Source organism: Sphingomonas sp. 67-41 (assembly GCF_001899725.1).
In the GTDB taxonomy this organism is placed as follows: Bacteria; Pseudomonadota; Alphaproteobacteria; order Sphingomonadales; family Sphingomonadaceae; genus Sphingomonas; species Sphingomonas leidyi.
Window position 1 is genome coordinate 1,057,060 of the sequence record NZ_MKWJ01000022.1, and the last position, 15,191, is coordinate 1,072,250.

Sequence of the window (15,191 nt, forward strand, 5' to 3'; positions counted from 1 at the left end):
AGGTCAAAGCGACGGATTGTCCCAGGGGGCAGGCACGCGGCACGTCACGTCACGAGCCGGGAAGTGCCCCATGTATCTCTGTCTGGTTGCCGCTGCCTTTGCGTTCTTCATCGCCACGGTCGCCTTCCTCAGCATCGAGGACGCGGTTCGCTTCCGCCGGCGCTGATCCGGTCTCGGCGCGGCCCGTGCGCTTCCAGGCGCCGCGCAGCAGCTTGCCGGCCAGCGCGTCGATCCCCGGCCGCACGAACAGCCAGTCGCGGATCGCCGGGCCCTTCGCGGCGCCGATCACCTGCTTGTAGCCGCTGTCGCCGGCGCCCCAGTCCACGGCCGCGATGCCGTCCTCGATCGCGCGGACGAGGTTGCGATAATAGAGCAGCTTGCCCGGCGAATGCTTGGCGAAGCGCGGATCATAGCTGTTCGCGATCGCATATTTGAGCGGGCCGGCATTGAGGTCGAAGGAGAAGGCCGCAGGGGCGCCGTCGACGCGGAGCAGCGCCGTCCACAGCATCCGGGCGATGACGGGATCCTCGGCGGCGGCGCGCCAGAAGCCGCCATGGCCGCGCGCGGTGAACTTGGCGTCGGAACCGTCGGTCCGCGCCGCGATCCAGCTCTTCTCCTCGATGCCGGCGAGCGCTTCGAACGCCGCCTCGTCCCAGCCGACGCCGTGGACGAAGCTCCAGTCGAGTTCGCCGTGCCCGCCCAGATGCTTCTCGTGGAAGCGGTTCTTCTTGAGCGTCGAGTTGCGCGGCCAGGTGCCTTCGGCGCGCTCGGCGGCGATGTCGAGCAGGAAGCTGTCCGCCACGAACCGGTCGAGCACCGCCCAGCCCCGGTTCCGCGCCGCTTCCTTGAGCAGCTCGAGCCCGGGATCGCCGTCATAGACCGGCCCGACGCGCAGCGCGCGCGCCGCGCGGGCGAGCCGGGGGAGCAGCGCCTCGATCGCCTCGACCCCGGCATCCTCGCGGACGGGGAAGCTGCGGAAGGGCCAGTAGCAGCCGGGGATCGCAGCCAGCTTCGCCCAGGCCGGCCCGGCGGCGACGATCGGCAGCGCGGCGACGGGCTCGCCCTCGCGCGCCACGGTGAGCGTGCGGGCATGGCCGCCATAGGTGCGGAGCGCGGCGGCGAACCAGCCATAGCGCAGGAAGCGGTGCGACGGGCGCGCGCGGGCGGCCACGGCGTCGATCGCGCCGGCCAGCCCGTCGACGCAATCGATGGTGAGCGCCGGCGGCAGGCGCGTGAATTCCTCGAGCAGCATCGGCTTCGACATGGCCATGTTTCTAGCGCGGCACCCGTTACCAAGCCGTGATGACGCCGGCGGTCATCCGCCGCGAGCCCAGGCGCGGGCGGCGTCCAGCTCCTCGGGCGTGAAGATCTTCTGCTCGCCCGGCACCATCCATCCGGTGGCGCGGCTGGCGGCGACGATCCAGCCGATATCGGTGACCACCGCGACGCGGCCGATCCTGGTGAGGTGCCCCACGCCCCAGCTGATGTCCTTCCACCACGCCGCCAGCTCCATGCCGGCGAAGCTGCGGATCACCGCGACCGCCGACAGCTTGCCGTGGCGCGCGATCACTGCCTCCATTTCCGTGGCCGCGGCGTCATATTCGGCGCGGGTGACTTCGCCGTCGACGGTGAACTCGATCACCCCGGCATCCATATCGGTCTCGAACTGCATCATGGGCTTCACTCCGTTCGGTTCCCCGGTCATAACGCATGACGCATGGAAGGACCCTATCTCTCCACGGTTTCGGAAACGATTCAGGCGGCGATCGCGCCCGTGTTCCTGTTGGCGGGCATCGGGGCGTTCCTGAACGTGATGGTCGGCCGGCTCGCCCGCATCGTCGATCGCGCGCGCAACATCGAACAGCTCCACCCGCGATCCACCGGGCCCGAGCATGATCGCCACGTCTGGGAGCTGCGGATCATCGATCGCCGCATATCGGTGATCAACAACGCGATCTTCCTGTGCACGGCCAGCGCCCTCGCCATCTGCTTCGTCGTCGCGATGATGTTCGTCGCGCGGCTCAGCAACCTGCATGTCGGCATCTGGGTGGCGAGCGCCTTCATCGTCTCGATGCTGCTGCTGATGGCGGGCCTGATCTACTTCCTCTTCGAGGTGCGCATGTCGCTCGAGGCGATCCATGTCCGCGAGGAACTGCTGGAGCTGGACGGGAAACGCTAGGTTGAGAACCCAGGCAAGTATCTGATTTTCCTTCGTCGCCCCCGCATGGGCGGGGATGACGGGGTTCGTCGAATGCGTTCTGGACCTAGGGCGTCCGCGGCCCCAGGTCCGCCGGGATCGTCGGCAGATATTGCGGCGCCACCCGGGCGTGCGTCGCCTGCTCATAGGCATAGCCGGCCTTGAGCAGCAGCCCGTCGGCATAGGCCGTGCCGATGAAGGACAGGCCGGCCGGCAGCCCGTTCACCAGGCCCATCGGCACGGTGAGGTGCGGATAGCCCGAGACTGCGGGCAGCTCGCTTGCCGAGGGGCCCTGGAACTGGTCGCCATGCGCCGGGTCGCTCAGCCAGGGCGTGCCATAGGTCGGGGTGACGAGGATCCGCGCATCCGCGGCCTTGAGCATCGCGTCGATCCCCTCGGGCCCGGCCATGCGCGCCGATTTCTCGCGCGCCGCCTGATATTCGGGATCGTCCAGGCCCTTGGACTTGTCTGCCTTGATGAAGGTCTCCTGGCCGAAGAACGGCATTTCGGCTTCCTCGTGCGCCGCGTTGAAGGCGATCAGGTCGGCGAGCGTCTTCGCGCCCACGCTCGCCGGCGTGGTGGCGAGATAGGCGGCCATGTCGGCCTTCAACTCGGTGTGGAGCACCAGCCCCTCGGCCTCGCCCAGGCCTTTCAGCTCAGGCACCTTCACTTCGACCAGCACCGCGCCGGCAGCGCCGAGTTCGGCGAGCGCCTTGTCGAAGCGCGCGGCGAGGTCGGCCGCCATCTCGGGCTTCCAATAGCCGATCCGCATGCCCTTGAGCGCGTCCGGAGACAGCCCTGCCGCATAGTCCTTCCGATATTTGTCCGCGTCCTTGGTCGCCGGATCGGCGGGGTCGCTGCCCACCATCGCGCCGAACAGGATCGCCGCGTCCTTCACCGAGCGCGCCATCGGCCCGGGCGTATCCTGGCTGTGGCTGATCGGCACCACGCCGGTGCGGCTGATCAGCCCCAGCGTGGGCTTGAGCCCGACCAGCCCGTTCATCGCCGCCGGGCACACCACCGATCCATCGGTCTCGGTGCCTACCGCGACTGCCGCCAGGCTCGCCGCGACCGCCGCGCCCGATCCGCTCGACGAGCCGCAGGCGGAGCGGTCGAGCGCATAGGGGTTCTTCACCAGGCCGCCCATGGCGCTCCAGCCGCTCATCGAGTTGTTCGAGCGGATGTTCGCCCATTCGGAGAGGTTGGTCTTGCCGAGGATGATCGCGCCCTGTGCCCGCAGCCGCGCGACCAGCGGCGCGTCGCGCCCGGTGTCGTTGTTGGCGAGCGCCAGGCTGCCTGCGGTGGTGGGCATGTTCTGCGTCTCGATATTGTCCTTGATCAGCACCGGAATGCCGTCGAGCGGGCCGAGCGGCTTGCCCGCCCTGCGCCGGTCGTCGCTGTCGCGCGCATCGGCGCGCAGGTCCTTGCCCGGCGCGACGGCGATCACGGAGCGCAGCGTCGGCCCGGCGCGGTCGAGCTTCCCGATCCGCGCGACATAGGCATCGACGATATAGCCGCTGCTCATGCTCCCGTCGGCGAGCGCGGTGCGCAGCGCATCGATCGACTGTTCCTCGACGGTGGGAAGCGGGCGCGGCGTTTCCTGGACCACGATGTCGGATTGGGCGGGGGCAGGGGCGGGGGCCGCTTCCTGTGCCCATGCGGGCGACGTCCATGCCAGAGTCACCGCCAGAGCCGTCATTCCCGTTCGCATGCGCCGTCCCCGAATCTCGTTGCGCGGCCAGCCTAGCGCGTGCGCCGGGCCCTGCAAGCGGAGGGCGGATCGCAAGGGCGCCTATCCCCCTTGGGACACGTATCGCTTGGGCCAAATACCCCCTTTTCGTCATCCCCGCGCAGGCGGGGAACCAAGAGTCACGGGCGATGCTGCAGAGAAACCTGGGCCCCCGCCTGCGCGGGGATGACGGGGTTGGGACGGGGTGGTGGGGCGGGAGGGGATGGCGGGGACGGGGTGCGCCGGATGTGCCGCGACTCTAGTGCCCCACCTCCACGCTTGCCTCCACCGACATGCCCGGCCGCAGCCGTGCCGCCGCGGGCTGGCCCGGATCGATTCGGATCCGCACCGCGATCCGCTGGGGGATCTTCACGAAATTGCCTGTCGCATTGTCGCTGCGGATCACCGCGAACTCCGATCCCGCCGCCGGCGCCAGCTGCTCGACCGTGCCGTTCAGCTTCGCGCCGCCCAGCGCGTCCACCCGGAAGCTCGCCTTGGCGCCTGGGCGGATCTTCGCCGTCTGCGCTTCCTTGAAATTGGCGGTCACCCATAGGGTCTGCGGCACCAGCGCCATCAGCTGGGTGCCGGCCGTGACATATTGCCCGCGCCGCCCGCCGATCTCGCCCAGCTGACCTGCTACCGGCGCGCGGATCACCGTGTTGGCGAGGTCGATCTCGGCGAGATGGAGCGCCGCCCTGGCCGCATCCACTGCGGCGACCAGCCCGCCCTTGTTCACCGTCACGCTGCGGATGTCCTCGCTCGCCACCGTCCGCGCCGCCTGGGCCTGTGCCACCGCCGACTGGGCGGTGCGCAGCGCGGCGAGCGCCGCGTCGCGATCGCGGCGGGTGATGAAGCCCTGCTTCGCCAATGCGTCGATCCGGCTGAAATCGGCCTGCGCCTTGGCGAGCTGCGCCTGGGCCGAGGCGACCGCCGCTTCCTGCGAGCCAAAGGCCGCGGTCTTGGATGCCGCCTGTTGCGGGTTGTTGGCGAGCGCCGCCTGGGCGCTGGCGACGTTCGCCTTCGCCTGGTCGACGCGCTGGCGATAGATGCGCTCGTCGATCGTCGCGAGCACGTCGCCTGCCTTCACGGTCGCGAAATCCTGGACCGGCACGTCGGTGAGATAGCCGCTCACCTGGGGGCTGATGATCGTCACCTGCCCGCGCACATAGGCATTCTCGGTCGACTGGACGTTCCCGGCAAAGGGCCAGACCTGCCACGCCATCAGCACTGCCGCGATGCCCGCCAGCACCAGCAGCACGGCGATCGCGATGGCGGTCCAGGAGAGGCGGGGCGGGGCCCAGCGGCGCGCGGCGACCTCGGGCGTGGGCGGCGGATCCGCACCCTCGCTCGGCGCGGGCACGGCGGCCGGCGCCGGCGCCGGCTTCGCTTCCGCTTCGATCGCCGGGGTTGTCGGATCAGCCATTCCTTGCTCCTGCTTGCTGCTCGGCCGCGGCGCGCGCCAGGTTCTCGCGCCGGATCCGCATGATGGGGATGAAGACCCACAAGATCGTCCCCGCCGCGATCGCCGCGATCAGCAGGAAAGTGTCGTTATAGGCCAGGATGTTCGCCTCGCGCGTCACGGTCTGCGAGAGGATCGCCGCGCCCTCGGCCTGGCGCAGGCCGGGATCGATCAGCACCCGGCCATAGGCGCCGGCATTCTGCTGGAGCCGCTGCGCCACCAGCGGATCGCCGCTCGCCAGCTGCGCGACGATGGCGTTGCCGTGCGCCCGCTCGCGGATCACCTGGAAGGTGCCGAGCATCGCCGATCCGAACAGGCCGCCCAGATTCTGGGTGATGCCGAACAACGCCGAGAAGCTGACGAAATGAGTCGGGCCCTCGCGCAGCGCGCGGGTCAGCCCGATCAGCATCGCCGGGCCGATGAACAGTGCGCTGGCGAAGCCCAGCAGCGCCTGGCTGAAATACATGTCGTGCGGGCGGACGAGGTTGGTCGAACCCGAATCGAGCCAGGCGCCCAGGCCGATCAGCGCCAGCGCGATCAGGATCGGCTTGCCCAGGAACAGGGGATCGAGCGTGAGCGCGCCGACCACCACGCCGGCCAGCGTCGCGAGCAGCACGACCAGATAGAGCATCCGCATCTGGTCGTTGCCCATGCCCAGCACGGTGAGCAGCCCCGACGCGCCGATCGTCTGCTCCGAAAGCACCACGCGCACCAGGATCGAGACGAAGGCGAAGCGCACGATGTCGCGGCTCGCCAGCCAGCGGGTGTTGAGCAGCGGGCGCTCGCGGTGATGCTCGATCAGCCAGGCGATCGGCAGCAGCACGATCGCCCCGATCAGCGCCGGCGCGATCCATGGCGCCTCGAACCACCACAGCGCCCGGCCCATGCCCAGCACCGCGCAGAGCAGCGCCATGCCGCCTGCGAAGATCGGGAAGGTGACGAAGTCGAGCGGCTCGAACACCTTCATCCGCTCGACCGGCGGCAGCACCAGCAGGCGCACCGCGGCCAGGCAGAACAGGGCCAGGCCCAGCTCGAACAGATACATGGTCTGCCAGCGATCCGGCTCGAAGGCTTCGCTGGGGAAGAGGCGGGCGAGGGGGACGGCGATCTGCGGCAGGCTGATCGCGATCACGATGCCCTTCAGCCGGTGCTCGGGCGTCCAGGCCTGGACCATGTAGAGCAGCCCCACCGTGCTGCACGCGGCGGCCGCGATCCCGCTCAGCGCGCGCACCGCCACCGCCGTCGCGAAGCTGTGCGCGATCAGGTGTCCGGCGGTGGTCAGCGCGAAGGCGCCCAGGAAGATCTGGGTGAACAGCCGGATGCCGAACTGCTGGCGGAACTTGATCAGCACCATGTTGGCGCAGACATTCGTCATCACATAGACGGTCGGCAGCCACTGGATCTCGGCCGAATAGAGCCCGAGCGATCCCTGCAGGGTCGTCAGGTTCGCGGTGACGATCGCATTGCCCAGCGAACCCGACAGGATCACCAGTACCGCCACCGATATATAGGCCGCGCGCCGCAGCGGCGGGTGCCAGGGGGTAGGGGGCGAACCGGGGATCGGCGAGCGCTCGTGCGGGGCCGGCTGCCATTCCGGCTGCTCCCCCGTCGCTGCCCCGTTCGTTGCCATCCCGACATAATCCCGCTCGCGGCGAAACGATCCGCCAAAGGACTGCCTCTAGACCCGGGCAAGTCTGATTGAATATCGCGCAATCGGCAACGCTCGGTTGCGTGGACTGCAACTGCGCACCGGGAGGGCAAGGGAGCCCGGAACTCCGAGATTCCATCCGTCATCCGGCCTTTGCGGAGATGATTGCGGAAGGCGGATGCGTCCGCGCCGCGATCGCCATCCTCTGCGGTGCGATCATGCGGCCGACCACAAGCCCTTGTGGTCCCCCGGATTCCTCCACGCGAAAAAAATTAACGTTCCGCGTTCGTTCCCTTGCCTTTCGCAAACCCTAGGAAAGTCCGCGCGTCGCGGCATTGCAGCAGATATGCAGGTGCCACGAACCGAGTCATTTTAGCGACGAAACGTTGTGGAAATTAACCATTTCGGGTCTTGTGCGCGGACTCGGATTGGCACAATCTGTTGTGGTTGCACTGAGGGGCAAGCTCAAGCACTGGTGGACGCGCCGCCGCATACCCATATGCGGAACGGGTCGATTCGTGCCTGGGACGAAGTGCGATGGACATGTTTTGTTCTTCGCGCGCGGCCGCGTCGATGCTAGGATCGGCAGCCCCTTCGAGTCGGGATTTGATGCCTTCCCCCGGGGGAAGGCCGGTGAAGCTTTTCAGGGGTGAGAGTCATGGAATTCAGGGACACGGAAAACAGCGTGAACGAGACCGTCGCCGAAGCCCCCGCCACTGCCGGCAAGCCGGCTGCGAGCGATGTCGCCAAGGCGGCACCGAAGGCGCGCAAGCGGAACGACAGCAAGGCGGTTGCGCCGCGCGCGTTCGATGTCGAGGTCGATCATTCGCGCGACGCGCTGCTCACCGAATTCGGCAAGGAGACGCTGCGCGACCGCTATCTGCTGCCCGGCGAGACCTTCCAGGACCTGTTCGTGCGCGTCGCCTCGGCCTATGCCGACGATCAGCCGCATGCCCAGCGCATCTACGACTATATCTCGAAGCTGTGGTTCATGCCCGCCACGCCCGTTCTGTCGAACGGCGGCACCGGCCGCGGCCTGCCGATCAGCTGCTTCCTCAATTCGGTGCCGGACAGCCTGAACGGCATTGTCGACACCTGGAACGAGAATGTCTGGCTCGCCTCGCGCGGCGGCGGCATCGGCACCTATTGGGGCAATGTCCGCGGCATCGGCGAGCCGGTGGGCCTCAACGGCAAGACCTCGGGCATCATTCCGTTCGTGCGCGTGATGGATTCGCTCACCCTGGCGATTTCGCAGGGCTCGCTGCGCCGCGGTTCGGCCGCCTGCTATCTCGACATCTCGCATCCGGAGATCGAGGAGTTCCTCGAGATCCGCAAGCCGTCGGGCGACTTCAATCGCAAGGCGCTGAACCTGCACCACGGCGTGCTGATCCCCGATGCGTTCATGGAAGCGGTGCGGGGCGGCGAGGAATGGGTGCTGCGTTCGCCCAAGGACCAGTCCGAGCGGGGCAAGGTCGATGCGCGCGCGCTGTTCCAGAAGCTGGTCGAGACCCGTCTTGCCACCGGCGAGCCCTATATCGTGTTCGCCGACCATGTGAACTCGAACATGCCCAAGCATCATCGCGATCTGGGCCTCAAGGTCTCCACGTCGAACCTCTGCTCGGAAATCACGCTGCCCACGGGCAAGGATCATCTGGGCAATGAGCGCACCGCGGTGTGCTGCCTCTCCTCGCTCAACCTCGAGACCTGGGACGAGTGGAAGGGCGAGACCGGCATGATCGAGGACGTGATGCGCTTCCTCGACAATGTGTTGCAGGATTATATCGACCGGGCCGAGCCGGGCATGGAAAAGGCCGCCTATTCGGCCAGCCGCGAGCGTTCGGTCGGCCTGGGCGTGATGGGCTTCCACTCCTTCCTCCAGGCGCGGAACATCCCGTTCGAGGGCGCAATGGCGAAGAGCTGGAACCTGCGCATGTTCAAGCACGTCAAGGCGCAGGTCGACCAGGCGTCGATGGCGCTGGCGGTGGAGCGCGGGCCGTGCCCGGACGCGGCCGACATGGGCGTGATGGAGCGTTTCAGCTGCAAGATGGCGATCGCGCCCACCGCGTCGATCTCGATCATCTGCGGCGGCACTTCGGCCTGTATCGAGCCGATCCCGGCCAACATCTACACGCACAAGACGCTGTCGGGCTCGTTCTCGGTCAAGAATCCCTATCTGGAGAAGCTGCTCAGCGAGAAGAGCAAGAACTCGGATGCGGTGTGGAACTCGATCCTCGAGCAGGGCGGCTCGGTCCAGCACCTCGACTTCCTCAGCCCGGAAGAGAAGGACGTCTACAAGACCTCGTTCGAGATCGACCAGCGCTGGATCCTCGAGCTGGCCGGCGATCGCTCGCCCTATATCGACCAGGCCCAGTCGCTGAACCTGTTCATCCCGGCGGACGTCGAGAAGTGGGACCTGCTGATGCTCCACTTCCGCGCCTGGGAGCTCGGCATCAAGTCGCTCTATTATCTCCGTTCCAAGTCGGTGCAGCGCGCCGGCTTCGCGGGCGGCGTGGAGGCCGACAACACGATCGAGAAGCCGCAGTTCAATCTGGGCGAGTCGACGGATTATGATGAGTGCCTGGCCTGCCAGTGAGGTGAGAATCCCTCTCCCATCGGGAGAGGGAGGGAGCCGCGAAGCGGCGGAAGGGTGAGGGCGAATGCGCCTCTATCAGGATCAGCCGTCCGGTACGGTTTCCCAGCTTCGGGAATTGCGCCGCAACGCGACCGAGGCTGAAAGGCGGCTCCTTCGTTCGCTGCGCGAGGCTTTTCCCGATCGGAAGTGGCGTTTTCAGGCTCCAGCCGGGCCGTATCGCATGGATTTCATGTGCTTCGCCGAAAGGCTGGTCATCGAAGTGGATGGTGGGCAGCACGCGGAAGCCGCCGAATATGATGCGCGACGTACGCGCTTCGTCGAGAATGAAGGCTATCGGGTGCTGCGGTTCTGGAACAATGACGTGCTGGAGAATATCGAGGGCGTTGTAGCGCAAATCTCTCTCTCCCTGAGGGAGAGGGAGGCCCCCCATTGCGCTAGCGACAGAAAGGGCGAGGGCGCGCTATCGCATGGTGCGTCGCGCTCATCCTCACCCCGCGCCGCTTCGCGGCTTGCCCCTCTCCCACGGGGAGAGGGGCTGTGAACTCAGGCCTCTTCCTCGAAGATCTCGACCGCATTGGCCGCGGTGGCCGACAGGCGCACCTTGTCGCCTTCCACGCCGGCGACCAGGCCGATCGAGACATAGTGATGATGCCCGGCATGGCTGCCGGTCGCGCCTTCGATCTCGACGGCGCTGTCCTTCCTGGTGAGCTTGATCCGGCTGCCTTCGACCTTGTCGACCGTGCCGACATGGACGCCGTCGGCGCCGATCACTTCCATATGCTCCTGGATTGCACGCACATCGCTCATGCCGGGTCTCCTTGGGGGGATGGTTCGTTCGCTCAACGCACGCGGCCGGGAAACGATGCAGCCGCCTGCGCCGCCCGTCGCCCATCCGAAAGGAGGATCGCATGAAGCATGTCCGCACGTCCTGGCGCGCCCTGCCGCTTGCCGCTTTGCTGCTGCTTGCCGCCTGCGCGAAGCAGGTGCCGAGCGCCGTACAGCCGGAAGCGCCGGGCTTCCTGCTTGGCCTGTGGCACGGTTTCATCTTCCCGGTCGCCTGGTTCCTCTCGCTGCTGATGCCCGAAGTCGCCGTCTATGCCGTGCCCAACAATGGCGGCTGGTACGACTTCGGCTATTTCCTCGGCATCTGCGTATTCGGCGTCGGCGCCAATCGCGGGCACCGGGTGACGCGCATCGTCTATCGCGACCGCATCGTGCGCGAGCGCGGCGGCCGGGTGATCGACCACGAATGACGCGCAGCATCGCCTTGATGGCCGGGCTGGCCGCTGCCGCGGGCGCCGCGGGGCTGACGGCGCTTGCCCGCCCCGGCCGGGTCCGCCGTGCGCTCGGCCTGCCCGAGGCCGAGGCGACGGCCTATGCCCTGCGCATCGCCGGCATGATGCTCTTCGCGCTCGGCCTGTTCCTCGGCGGCTTCGCGGCGGCGTTCACGCTGGCGGGAGGGGCGGCATGAGCACGCCGCTGTTCCTGATCTTGGCGCTGCCTCTCGGTGCCATGATCTTCGTGGCCGGCTGGGCGCTCGGCCGGGTGCTTGATCCGGTATTCGGGATCGATGCGCGGCTGGCCCGGCTCCATCGTCGCCGCGAACGCCGCCTTGCGCGCGGGCAGGACTGGTATTTCGAGGAACTGCGCAGCATCGAGGTCGATCTGGCCCAGGCCGAGGCGGAGGGCATGCGCCCGCGCCAGAATTGGCTGGCCCGGCCGCTGGTCGTGCTGTTGCCCTTCCTCTGCCTGTCCCTTGGCGTCTTCGCGCTCACATTGCTCGTGCGCCCGCTCGGATTGGGCAGCCCGCCCGTGTGGATCGACGGCTTCCTGCCCTTGGTCCTGCTGCTGGTCGGCGTGCGCTACCTGATCGATCCTTCCTCCATCCACGGCACGCGTGCCGACGTCTCGCGTGGACTCGGCTTCGCTTTCATCGGCGTCTCCGCCGTCCTTCTCGTCCTCAAGTTCATCTAGTTCGTCACGGAGTAACCCCAATGCCGCTTCTCGAAGCCCGCAAGACCTACAAGCCCTTCGAATATCCCTGGGCGTTCGAGTTCTGGAAGCGCCAGCAGCAGATCCACTGGCTGCCGGAGGAAGTGCCGCTGGGCGAGGATTGCCGCGACTGGGCGCAGAAGCTCACCGATCACGAGCGCAACCTGCTCACCCAGATCTTCCGCTTCTTCACCCAGGCGGACGTGGAAGTGCAGGATTGCTACCACGAGAAATATGGCCGCGTGTTCAAGCCGACCGAGATCAAGATGATGCTGACGGCATTCAGCAACATGGAGACGGTCCACATCGCCGCCTATTCGCACCTGCTCGACACGATCGGCATGCCCGAGACCGAATATGCCGCCTTCCTCCAGTATAAGGAGATGAAGGACAAGCACGACTATCTGAGCACCTTCGGCGTCGATACCGACGAGGACATCGCCAAGACGCTGGCCATGTTCGGCGGCTTCACCGAGGGGCTGCAGCTCTTCGCTTCGTTCGCGATGCTGATGAACTTCCCGCGCTTCAACAAGATGAAGGGCATGGGCCAGATCGTGTCCTGGTCGGTGCGCGACGAGAGCCTGCACTGCGAGGGCATCATCAAGCTGTTCCACGCCTTCTGCAAGGAGCGCAACTGCCTGACCCCGTCGGTGCGCGACGACATTCTCGACATGTGCCAGAAGACGGTGCGCATCGAGGACGCGTTCATCGACCTGGTGTTCGAGATGGGCCCGGTGAACGGGATGACGCCCAAGGAGATCAAGAAATATGTCCGCTACATCGCGGACTGGCGCCTGGGCCAGCTCGGCCTCAAGCCGATCTACATGGTCGAGGAGCATCCGCTGCCCTGGCTCGCCCCGCTGCTGAACGGCGTGGAGCACGCCAATTTCTTCGAGACCCGCGCGACGGAATATTCGAAGGCGGCGACCCGGGGTGCATGGAACGAAGTGTGGGATTCGTTCGACAAGCGCCAGAAGGCCAAGATCACGCCGGTCGCCAACGAGGATGGCGGGGACGGCGGGCCGGACATGTTCTCGAAGGCGGGGATCGCGGCGGAGTGATTGCCCCAAGGCGACCAAGGCCTGCATGATCCAGGTTGGGGCCGCGTGAAGTGTGGGTGGTCGAAATGGCCGCCCACACACGCTTGGAACAACCCGGTAGCCAATCTCCTCCTATTCCTCCACCTCATCCCGCGCTCCATGCCGGATGCGTAGGATGATGACCGTGTCGCTCTTCACCCGATATCGCAGGATATAGGGCCAGACGCTGGTCATTTCCCGCCGGCCTTCGCCTGCGTCGCGACCACGCTCGGAGAACGCCGCCAAGCTGTCCGCCACCGCGATCAGACGTTCGCCCAGCCGCGATGCCGCGCCGGGATTGAATGCGGAGACATAGGCAAGAATGGCTTCGAGATGGCTGATCGCCTCCTCGGTCCAGACGATCTTGCGCAAGCTATTCGCCGGTTTTGGGACGGGGCAGCGGTGCTTCGGTTCCCCAGGAAGCGATCCAGCGCTTCACGGCATCATGCCCCACCAGCCGGCTCGCCCTCACATCGGCCTCGGCACGCGCATCCGCTGCCGCTTCGGCAGCAGGGTCACGTTCGTCGAACAGGGAGCGTTCGCGGGTCATGTCAGGAAAATACCAGCTTCGCACTCCTGCCGAAACCCCAACCGTGTCCCCTATGCAACACCCCCGCCGCAATTCCATGCTGCAATGCAACCCGGCGGACTCCTCGTGCATTGACCCCATGCCCCGCCGCCAGCGCCCGCGTATCTGGGTCGCCTTCGGCGGGGCGAGTGTTTGAAATAGCCACGAGGTTCCCCCGACATGCGTAAACTCCTTGCCGCCGCGGCGTTCGCCGCGCTGCCCTTCGTCGTCCCCGCCGCCCAGGCGCAGGATGCCGGCACCGACAGCGCTCCTGCCGAGACGGCCGCCACCGCCATGCCGGCCAGGACCGCGCCCGACGGCACCCGCGCCTTCGGGATCGAGCCCTATATCGGCATCCTGGGCGGCTATGAGCGGTTCGATCGCCAGTCCAACGCCGGCATCCCGATTCCCGCGAGCGGCAAGGCCTATGACGGTGCCCTGGTCCAGGGCGTCGCCGGCATCAACATTCCGCTCGGGCCGGTCTTCGTCGGTGCCGAGGGCAATGTCGCCAAGGGCATCAAGGGCGATATCGACTGGGAATATGGCGCCGCCGGCCGCTTCGGCCTGCGCGCGGGCGAGAGCGGCATGATCTATGGCAAGGTCGGCTATCAATGGGTCAATTTCGACGCGCTCGGCAACGACAGCCGCGACTATCACGCGATGACCTATGGCGCCGGCGTCGAGGTCGGGCCCAGGGACATCGGCCTGGGCGGCGTCACCGGCAATAGCGGCGTGCGCCTGCGCATGGAGATCAACACGTTCAACAACGCGAAGAGCTTCCGCCCGATGGCCGGCCTGATCGCGCACTTCTGACGGCACGGCAACGGCGGCGCGGCTCCCCGGGGGCGCGCGCCGCCGCTTGCTTCGTCGTGTCGATGCCGGACTCGGTCCGGGGCTCGGAAGCCCTTGTACGGAAACGGACTCGTAGCGGCCGAACCCGCGCGCTCAGGCCCGCTTGCGCTTCGGCTCCTGGCCGTGATCGCACACCGCTTCGCCGTCGCAGATCAGCCGGTCATAGCCGCTGCCCGGGCAGATGGCATGCGCAGTTAGGATCGCCGGAGTCAGCGCCTCGAGCCCCGTGCCGCGCCGGTCGAGCAGCCTGCGCACCGGGCGGCGTGAGCCGGCCCAGGCCTGGTGGCCCGCCTTGGGCGCAGGCGGCGGCGCGACGAGCAGCCCCACCGGCCGATAATCGGCGGTCGCGAGCCGGGGGAACACGCCGCGTGCGATCGCCCGCGCCCAGGCCGGCGTGGCGGGGCTCAGCGGCAGATGCGGCACCACGTCGCCCGGCATCTCGTAGCGCAGGCAGGCGATGCGGGTGCGGTCATAGCTGGCGGCGAAATCGGCATTGCCGGCGCGCGCCGCGGCGATGGTGGCGACGCTCACCGGCAGGTCCGCCCATTCCTTCACCTGGGCCGATCGCATCGCCGCCAGATTGGCGAGCGCGCCGCCCTTGCTATGGCCGGTGACGAACAGATGCCGCCGTGCCTTGCGGTCGAGCAGGCTCTGGTCGAGCATTGCCTGGATCGCGGTGCGCACGCCGGGGCCCGAGCCCGCGTCGTTCCACAGCCGGCGCGTCGATTCGGCAAAGCCGAAATGCACGCCGCCGCCATAATGCGAATCCTCGACGCACAGCGAGAAGGCGTCGTTCAGCCAGTCGAGTACCACGTCCCAGCCGTCATGCGCGCTGCCGAAAAAGGGCGGGAGCGAGCCGCGGAACGCCACCACCACGCCCTGGGAGGTGCGGCCGACCAGCGCCTGGTCGATCTGGCGCTGGCCGAGCGCGCTCTCGCGGCGCACGACGAAGGGCGCCTCGATCCAGCCGACATTGCGGCCATGGACGTGCATGGCCGGCTGATAGGCCTGGCTGGAAGCGTAGAGCAGGCGGCGTTTCATGCAGTCGTGCATCGGCAATACTCCCCGAACCAT

General features: G+C 67.4%; 17 protein-coding genes. 8 read left to right on the forward strand and 9 right to left on the reverse strand.

What is annotated here, in order from left to right; translation table 11 throughout:
* Positions 1-49: 49 nt before the first annotated feature.
* Positions 50-1,264 (reverse strand): GNAT family N-acetyltransferase, encoded by a 1,215-nt coding sequence (locus BGP17_RS16085; RefSeq protein WP_286712672.1) that lies wholly within the window; start codon positions 1,262-1,264, stop codon positions 50-52.
* A 51-nt stretch (positions 1,265-1,315) separates the two neighbouring features.
* Positions 1,316-1,675 carry a SpoIIAA family protein gene (locus BGP17_RS16090; protein WP_286712673.1) on the reverse strand — a complete coding sequence of 120 codons (360 nt, stop codon included), beginning with the start codon at positions 1,673-1,675 and terminating at the stop codon, positions 1,316-1,318.
* Between the two features lie 42 nt (positions 1,676-1,717).
* Between BGP17_RS16090 and BGP17_RS16095 the strand changes: the two genes are divergently transcribed.
* A complete protein-coding gene (locus BGP17_RS16095; protein ID WP_167299572.1) occupies positions 1,718-2,179 on the forward strand; it encodes a DUF2721 domain-containing protein in 462 nt (153 codons plus the stop codon).
* A gap of 85 nt (positions 2,180-2,264) precedes the next feature.
* Here BGP17_RS16095 and BGP17_RS16100 read toward each other — a convergent pair whose 3' ends face one another.
* The 3 genes from BGP17_RS16100 to BGP17_RS16110 form a co-directional block, all read right to left on the reverse strand.
* Positions 2,265-3,896 carry an amidase gene (locus tag BGP17_RS16100; RefSeq protein WP_286712674.1) on the reverse strand — a complete coding sequence of 544 codons (1,632 nt, stop codon included), beginning with the start codon at positions 3,894-3,896 and terminating at the stop codon, positions 2,265-2,267.
* A 289-nt stretch (positions 3,897-4,185) separates the two neighbouring features.
* The gene (locus BGP17_RS16105) at positions 4,186-5,349 is read right to left on the reverse strand and encodes an HlyD family secretion protein (RefSeq protein ID WP_286712675.1); all 1,164 of its coding nucleotides are present in this window, start codon (positions 5,347-5,349) and stop codon (positions 4,186-4,188) included.
* Positions 5,342-7,015: an MFS transporter gene (locus BGP17_RS16110; RefSeq protein WP_286712676.1), complete on the reverse strand. Its 1,674-nt coding sequence runs from the start codon at positions 7,013-7,015 to the stop codon at positions 5,342-5,344. The genes BGP17_RS16105 and BGP17_RS16110 overlap by 8 nt, the downstream gene beginning before the upstream one ends.
* A gap of 676 nt (positions 7,016-7,691) precedes the next feature.
* On the opposite strand from BGP17_RS16110, the gene BGP17_RS16115 reads away from it, so the two are divergent.
* Both BGP17_RS16115 and BGP17_RS16120 read left to right on the forward strand, forming a co-directional pair.
* Positions 7,692-9,626, forward strand: coding sequence for a ribonucleoside-diphosphate reductase subunit alpha (locus BGP17_RS16115; protein WP_286712677.1), 1,935 nt, complete (start codon positions 7,692-7,694; stop codon positions 9,624-9,626).
* A gap of 64 nt (positions 9,627-9,690) precedes the next feature.
* Positions 9,691-10,167: an endonuclease domain-containing protein gene (locus BGP17_RS16120; protein ID WP_286712679.1), complete on the forward strand. Its 477-nt coding sequence runs from the start codon at positions 9,691-9,693 to the stop codon at positions 10,165-10,167.
* Positions 10,168-10,169: 2 nt separating this feature from the next.
* Here the strand turns inward: BGP17_RS16120 and BGP17_RS16125 are convergent, their stop codons facing one another.
* Entirely contained in the window at positions 10,170-10,433 is a 264-nt protein-coding gene (locus tag BGP17_RS16125) for a DUF2171 domain-containing protein (RefSeq protein ID WP_286712680.1), read from the reverse strand.
* Between the two features lie 101 nt (positions 10,434-10,534).
* Here BGP17_RS16125 and BGP17_RS16130 point away from each other — a divergent pair, with 101 nt between their 5' ends.
* From BGP17_RS16130 to BGP17_RS16145, 4 genes are read left to right on the forward strand one after another with little or no spacing between them, the layout of a single operon-like run.
* Positions 10,535-10,879 carry a hypothetical protein gene (locus BGP17_RS16130; protein WP_286712682.1) on the forward strand — a complete coding sequence of 115 codons (345 nt, stop codon included), beginning with the start codon at positions 10,535-10,537 and terminating at the stop codon, positions 10,877-10,879.
* Positions 10,876-11,097, forward strand: coding sequence for a hypothetical protein (locus BGP17_RS16135; protein WP_167299551.1), 222 nt, complete (start codon positions 10,876-10,878; stop codon positions 11,095-11,097). Before BGP17_RS16130 ends, BGP17_RS16135 begins: the two co-directional genes overlap by 4 nt.
* Positions 11,094-11,600, forward strand: coding sequence for a hypothetical protein (locus BGP17_RS16140; RefSeq protein WP_286712684.1), 507 nt, complete (start codon positions 11,094-11,096; stop codon positions 11,598-11,600). The genes BGP17_RS16135 and BGP17_RS16140 overlap by 4 nt, the downstream gene beginning before the upstream one ends.
* A 20-nt stretch (positions 11,601-11,620) precedes the next feature.
* A complete protein-coding gene (locus tag BGP17_RS16145; RefSeq protein ID WP_286712685.1) occupies positions 11,621-12,679 on the forward strand; it encodes a ribonucleotide-diphosphate reductase subunit beta in 1,059 nt (352 codons plus the stop codon).
* Between the two features lie 111 nt (positions 12,680-12,790).
* Here the strand turns inward: BGP17_RS16145 and BGP17_RS16150 are convergent, their stop codons facing one another.
* Together BGP17_RS16150 and BGP17_RS16155 are read right to left on the reverse strand one after the other, a co-directional pair.
* Positions 12,791-13,069 carry a type II toxin-antitoxin system RelE/ParE family toxin gene (locus BGP17_RS16150; protein ID WP_286712686.1) on the reverse strand — a complete coding sequence of 93 codons (279 nt, stop codon included), beginning with the start codon at positions 13,067-13,069 and terminating at the stop codon, positions 12,791-12,793.
* A 1-nt stretch (position 13,070) separates the two neighbouring features.
* On the reverse strand, positions 13,071-13,247 hold the full coding sequence (locus BGP17_RS16155; RefSeq protein ID WP_286712688.1) for an antitoxin: 177 nt from the start codon (positions 13,245-13,247) through the stop codon (positions 13,071-13,073).
* Between the two features lie 198 nt (positions 13,248-13,445).
* On the opposite strand from BGP17_RS16155, the gene BGP17_RS16160 reads away from it, so the two are divergent.
* A complete protein-coding gene (locus BGP17_RS16160; protein ID WP_286712689.1) occupies positions 13,446-14,078 on the forward strand; it encodes an outer membrane protein in 633 nt (210 codons plus the stop codon).
* A 132-nt stretch (positions 14,079-14,210) separates the two neighbouring features.
* Here BGP17_RS16160 and BGP17_RS16165 read toward each other — a convergent pair whose 3' ends face one another.
* Positions 14,211-15,158, reverse strand: coding sequence for a lipase family protein (locus BGP17_RS16165; protein WP_286712691.1), 948 nt, complete (start codon positions 15,156-15,158; stop codon positions 14,211-14,213).
* Positions 15,159-15,191: the final 33 nt, after the last annotated feature.

What these genes read in the sequence shown, in the direction of transcription:
- BGP17_RS16085 (WP_286712672.1), bottom strand. Translation starts at nt 1,264, where the DNA reads ATGTCGAAGCCGATGCTGCTCGAGGAATTCACGCGCCTGCCGCCGGCG.
- BGP17_RS16090 (WP_286712673.1), bottom strand. Translation starts at nt 1,675, where the DNA reads ATGATGCAGTTCGAGACCGATATGGATGCCGGGGTGATCGAGTTCACC.
- BGP17_RS16095 (WP_167299572.1), top strand. Translation starts at nt 1,718, where the DNA reads ATGGAAGGACCCTATCTCTCCACGGTTTCGGAAACGATTCAGGCGGCG.
- BGP17_RS16100 (WP_286712674.1), bottom strand. Translation starts at nt 3,896, where the DNA reads ATGACGGCTCTGGCGGTGACTCTGGCATGGACGTCGCCCGCATGGGCA.
- BGP17_RS16105 (WP_286712675.1), bottom strand. Translation starts at nt 5,349, where the DNA reads ATGGCTGATCCGACAACCCCGGCGATCGAAGCGGAAGCGAAGCCGGCG.
- BGP17_RS16110 (WP_286712676.1), bottom strand. Translation starts at nt 7,015, where the DNA reads ATGGCAACGAACGGGGCAGCGACGGGGGAGCAGCCGGAATGGCAGCCG.
- BGP17_RS16115 (WP_286712677.1), top strand. Translation starts at nt 7,692, where the DNA reads ATGGAATTCAGGGACACGGAAAACAGCGTGAACGAGACCGTCGCCGAA.
- BGP17_RS16120 (WP_286712679.1), top strand. Translation starts at nt 9,691, where the DNA reads ATGCGCCTCTATCAGGATCAGCCGTCCGGTACGGTTTCCCAGCTTCGG.
- BGP17_RS16125 (WP_286712680.1), bottom strand. Translation starts at nt 10,433, where the DNA reads ATGAGCGATGTGCGTGCAATCCAGGAGCATATGGAAGTGATCGGCGCC.
- BGP17_RS16130 (WP_286712682.1), top strand. Translation starts at nt 10,535, where the DNA reads ATGAAGCATGTCCGCACGTCCTGGCGCGCCCTGCCGCTTGCCGCTTTG.
- BGP17_RS16135 (WP_167299551.1), top strand. Translation starts at nt 10,876, where the DNA reads ATGACGCGCAGCATCGCCTTGATGGCCGGGCTGGCCGCTGCCGCGGGC.
- BGP17_RS16140 (WP_286712684.1), top strand. Translation starts at nt 11,094, where the DNA reads ATGAGCACGCCGCTGTTCCTGATCTTGGCGCTGCCTCTCGGTGCCATG.
- BGP17_RS16145 (WP_286712685.1), top strand. Translation starts at nt 11,621, where the DNA reads ATGCCGCTTCTCGAAGCCCGCAAGACCTACAAGCCCTTCGAATATCCC.
- BGP17_RS16155 (WP_286712688.1), bottom strand. Translation starts at nt 13,247, where the DNA reads ATGACCCGCGAACGCTCCCTGTTCGACGAACGTGACCCTGCTGCCGAA.
- BGP17_RS16160 (WP_286712689.1), top strand. Translation starts at nt 13,446, where the DNA reads ATGCGTAAACTCCTTGCCGCCGCGGCGTTCGCCGCGCTGCCCTTCGTC.
- BGP17_RS16165 (WP_286712691.1), bottom strand. Translation starts at nt 15,158, where the DNA reads ATGAAACGCCGCCTGCTCTACGCTTCCAGCCAGGCCTATCAGCCGGCC.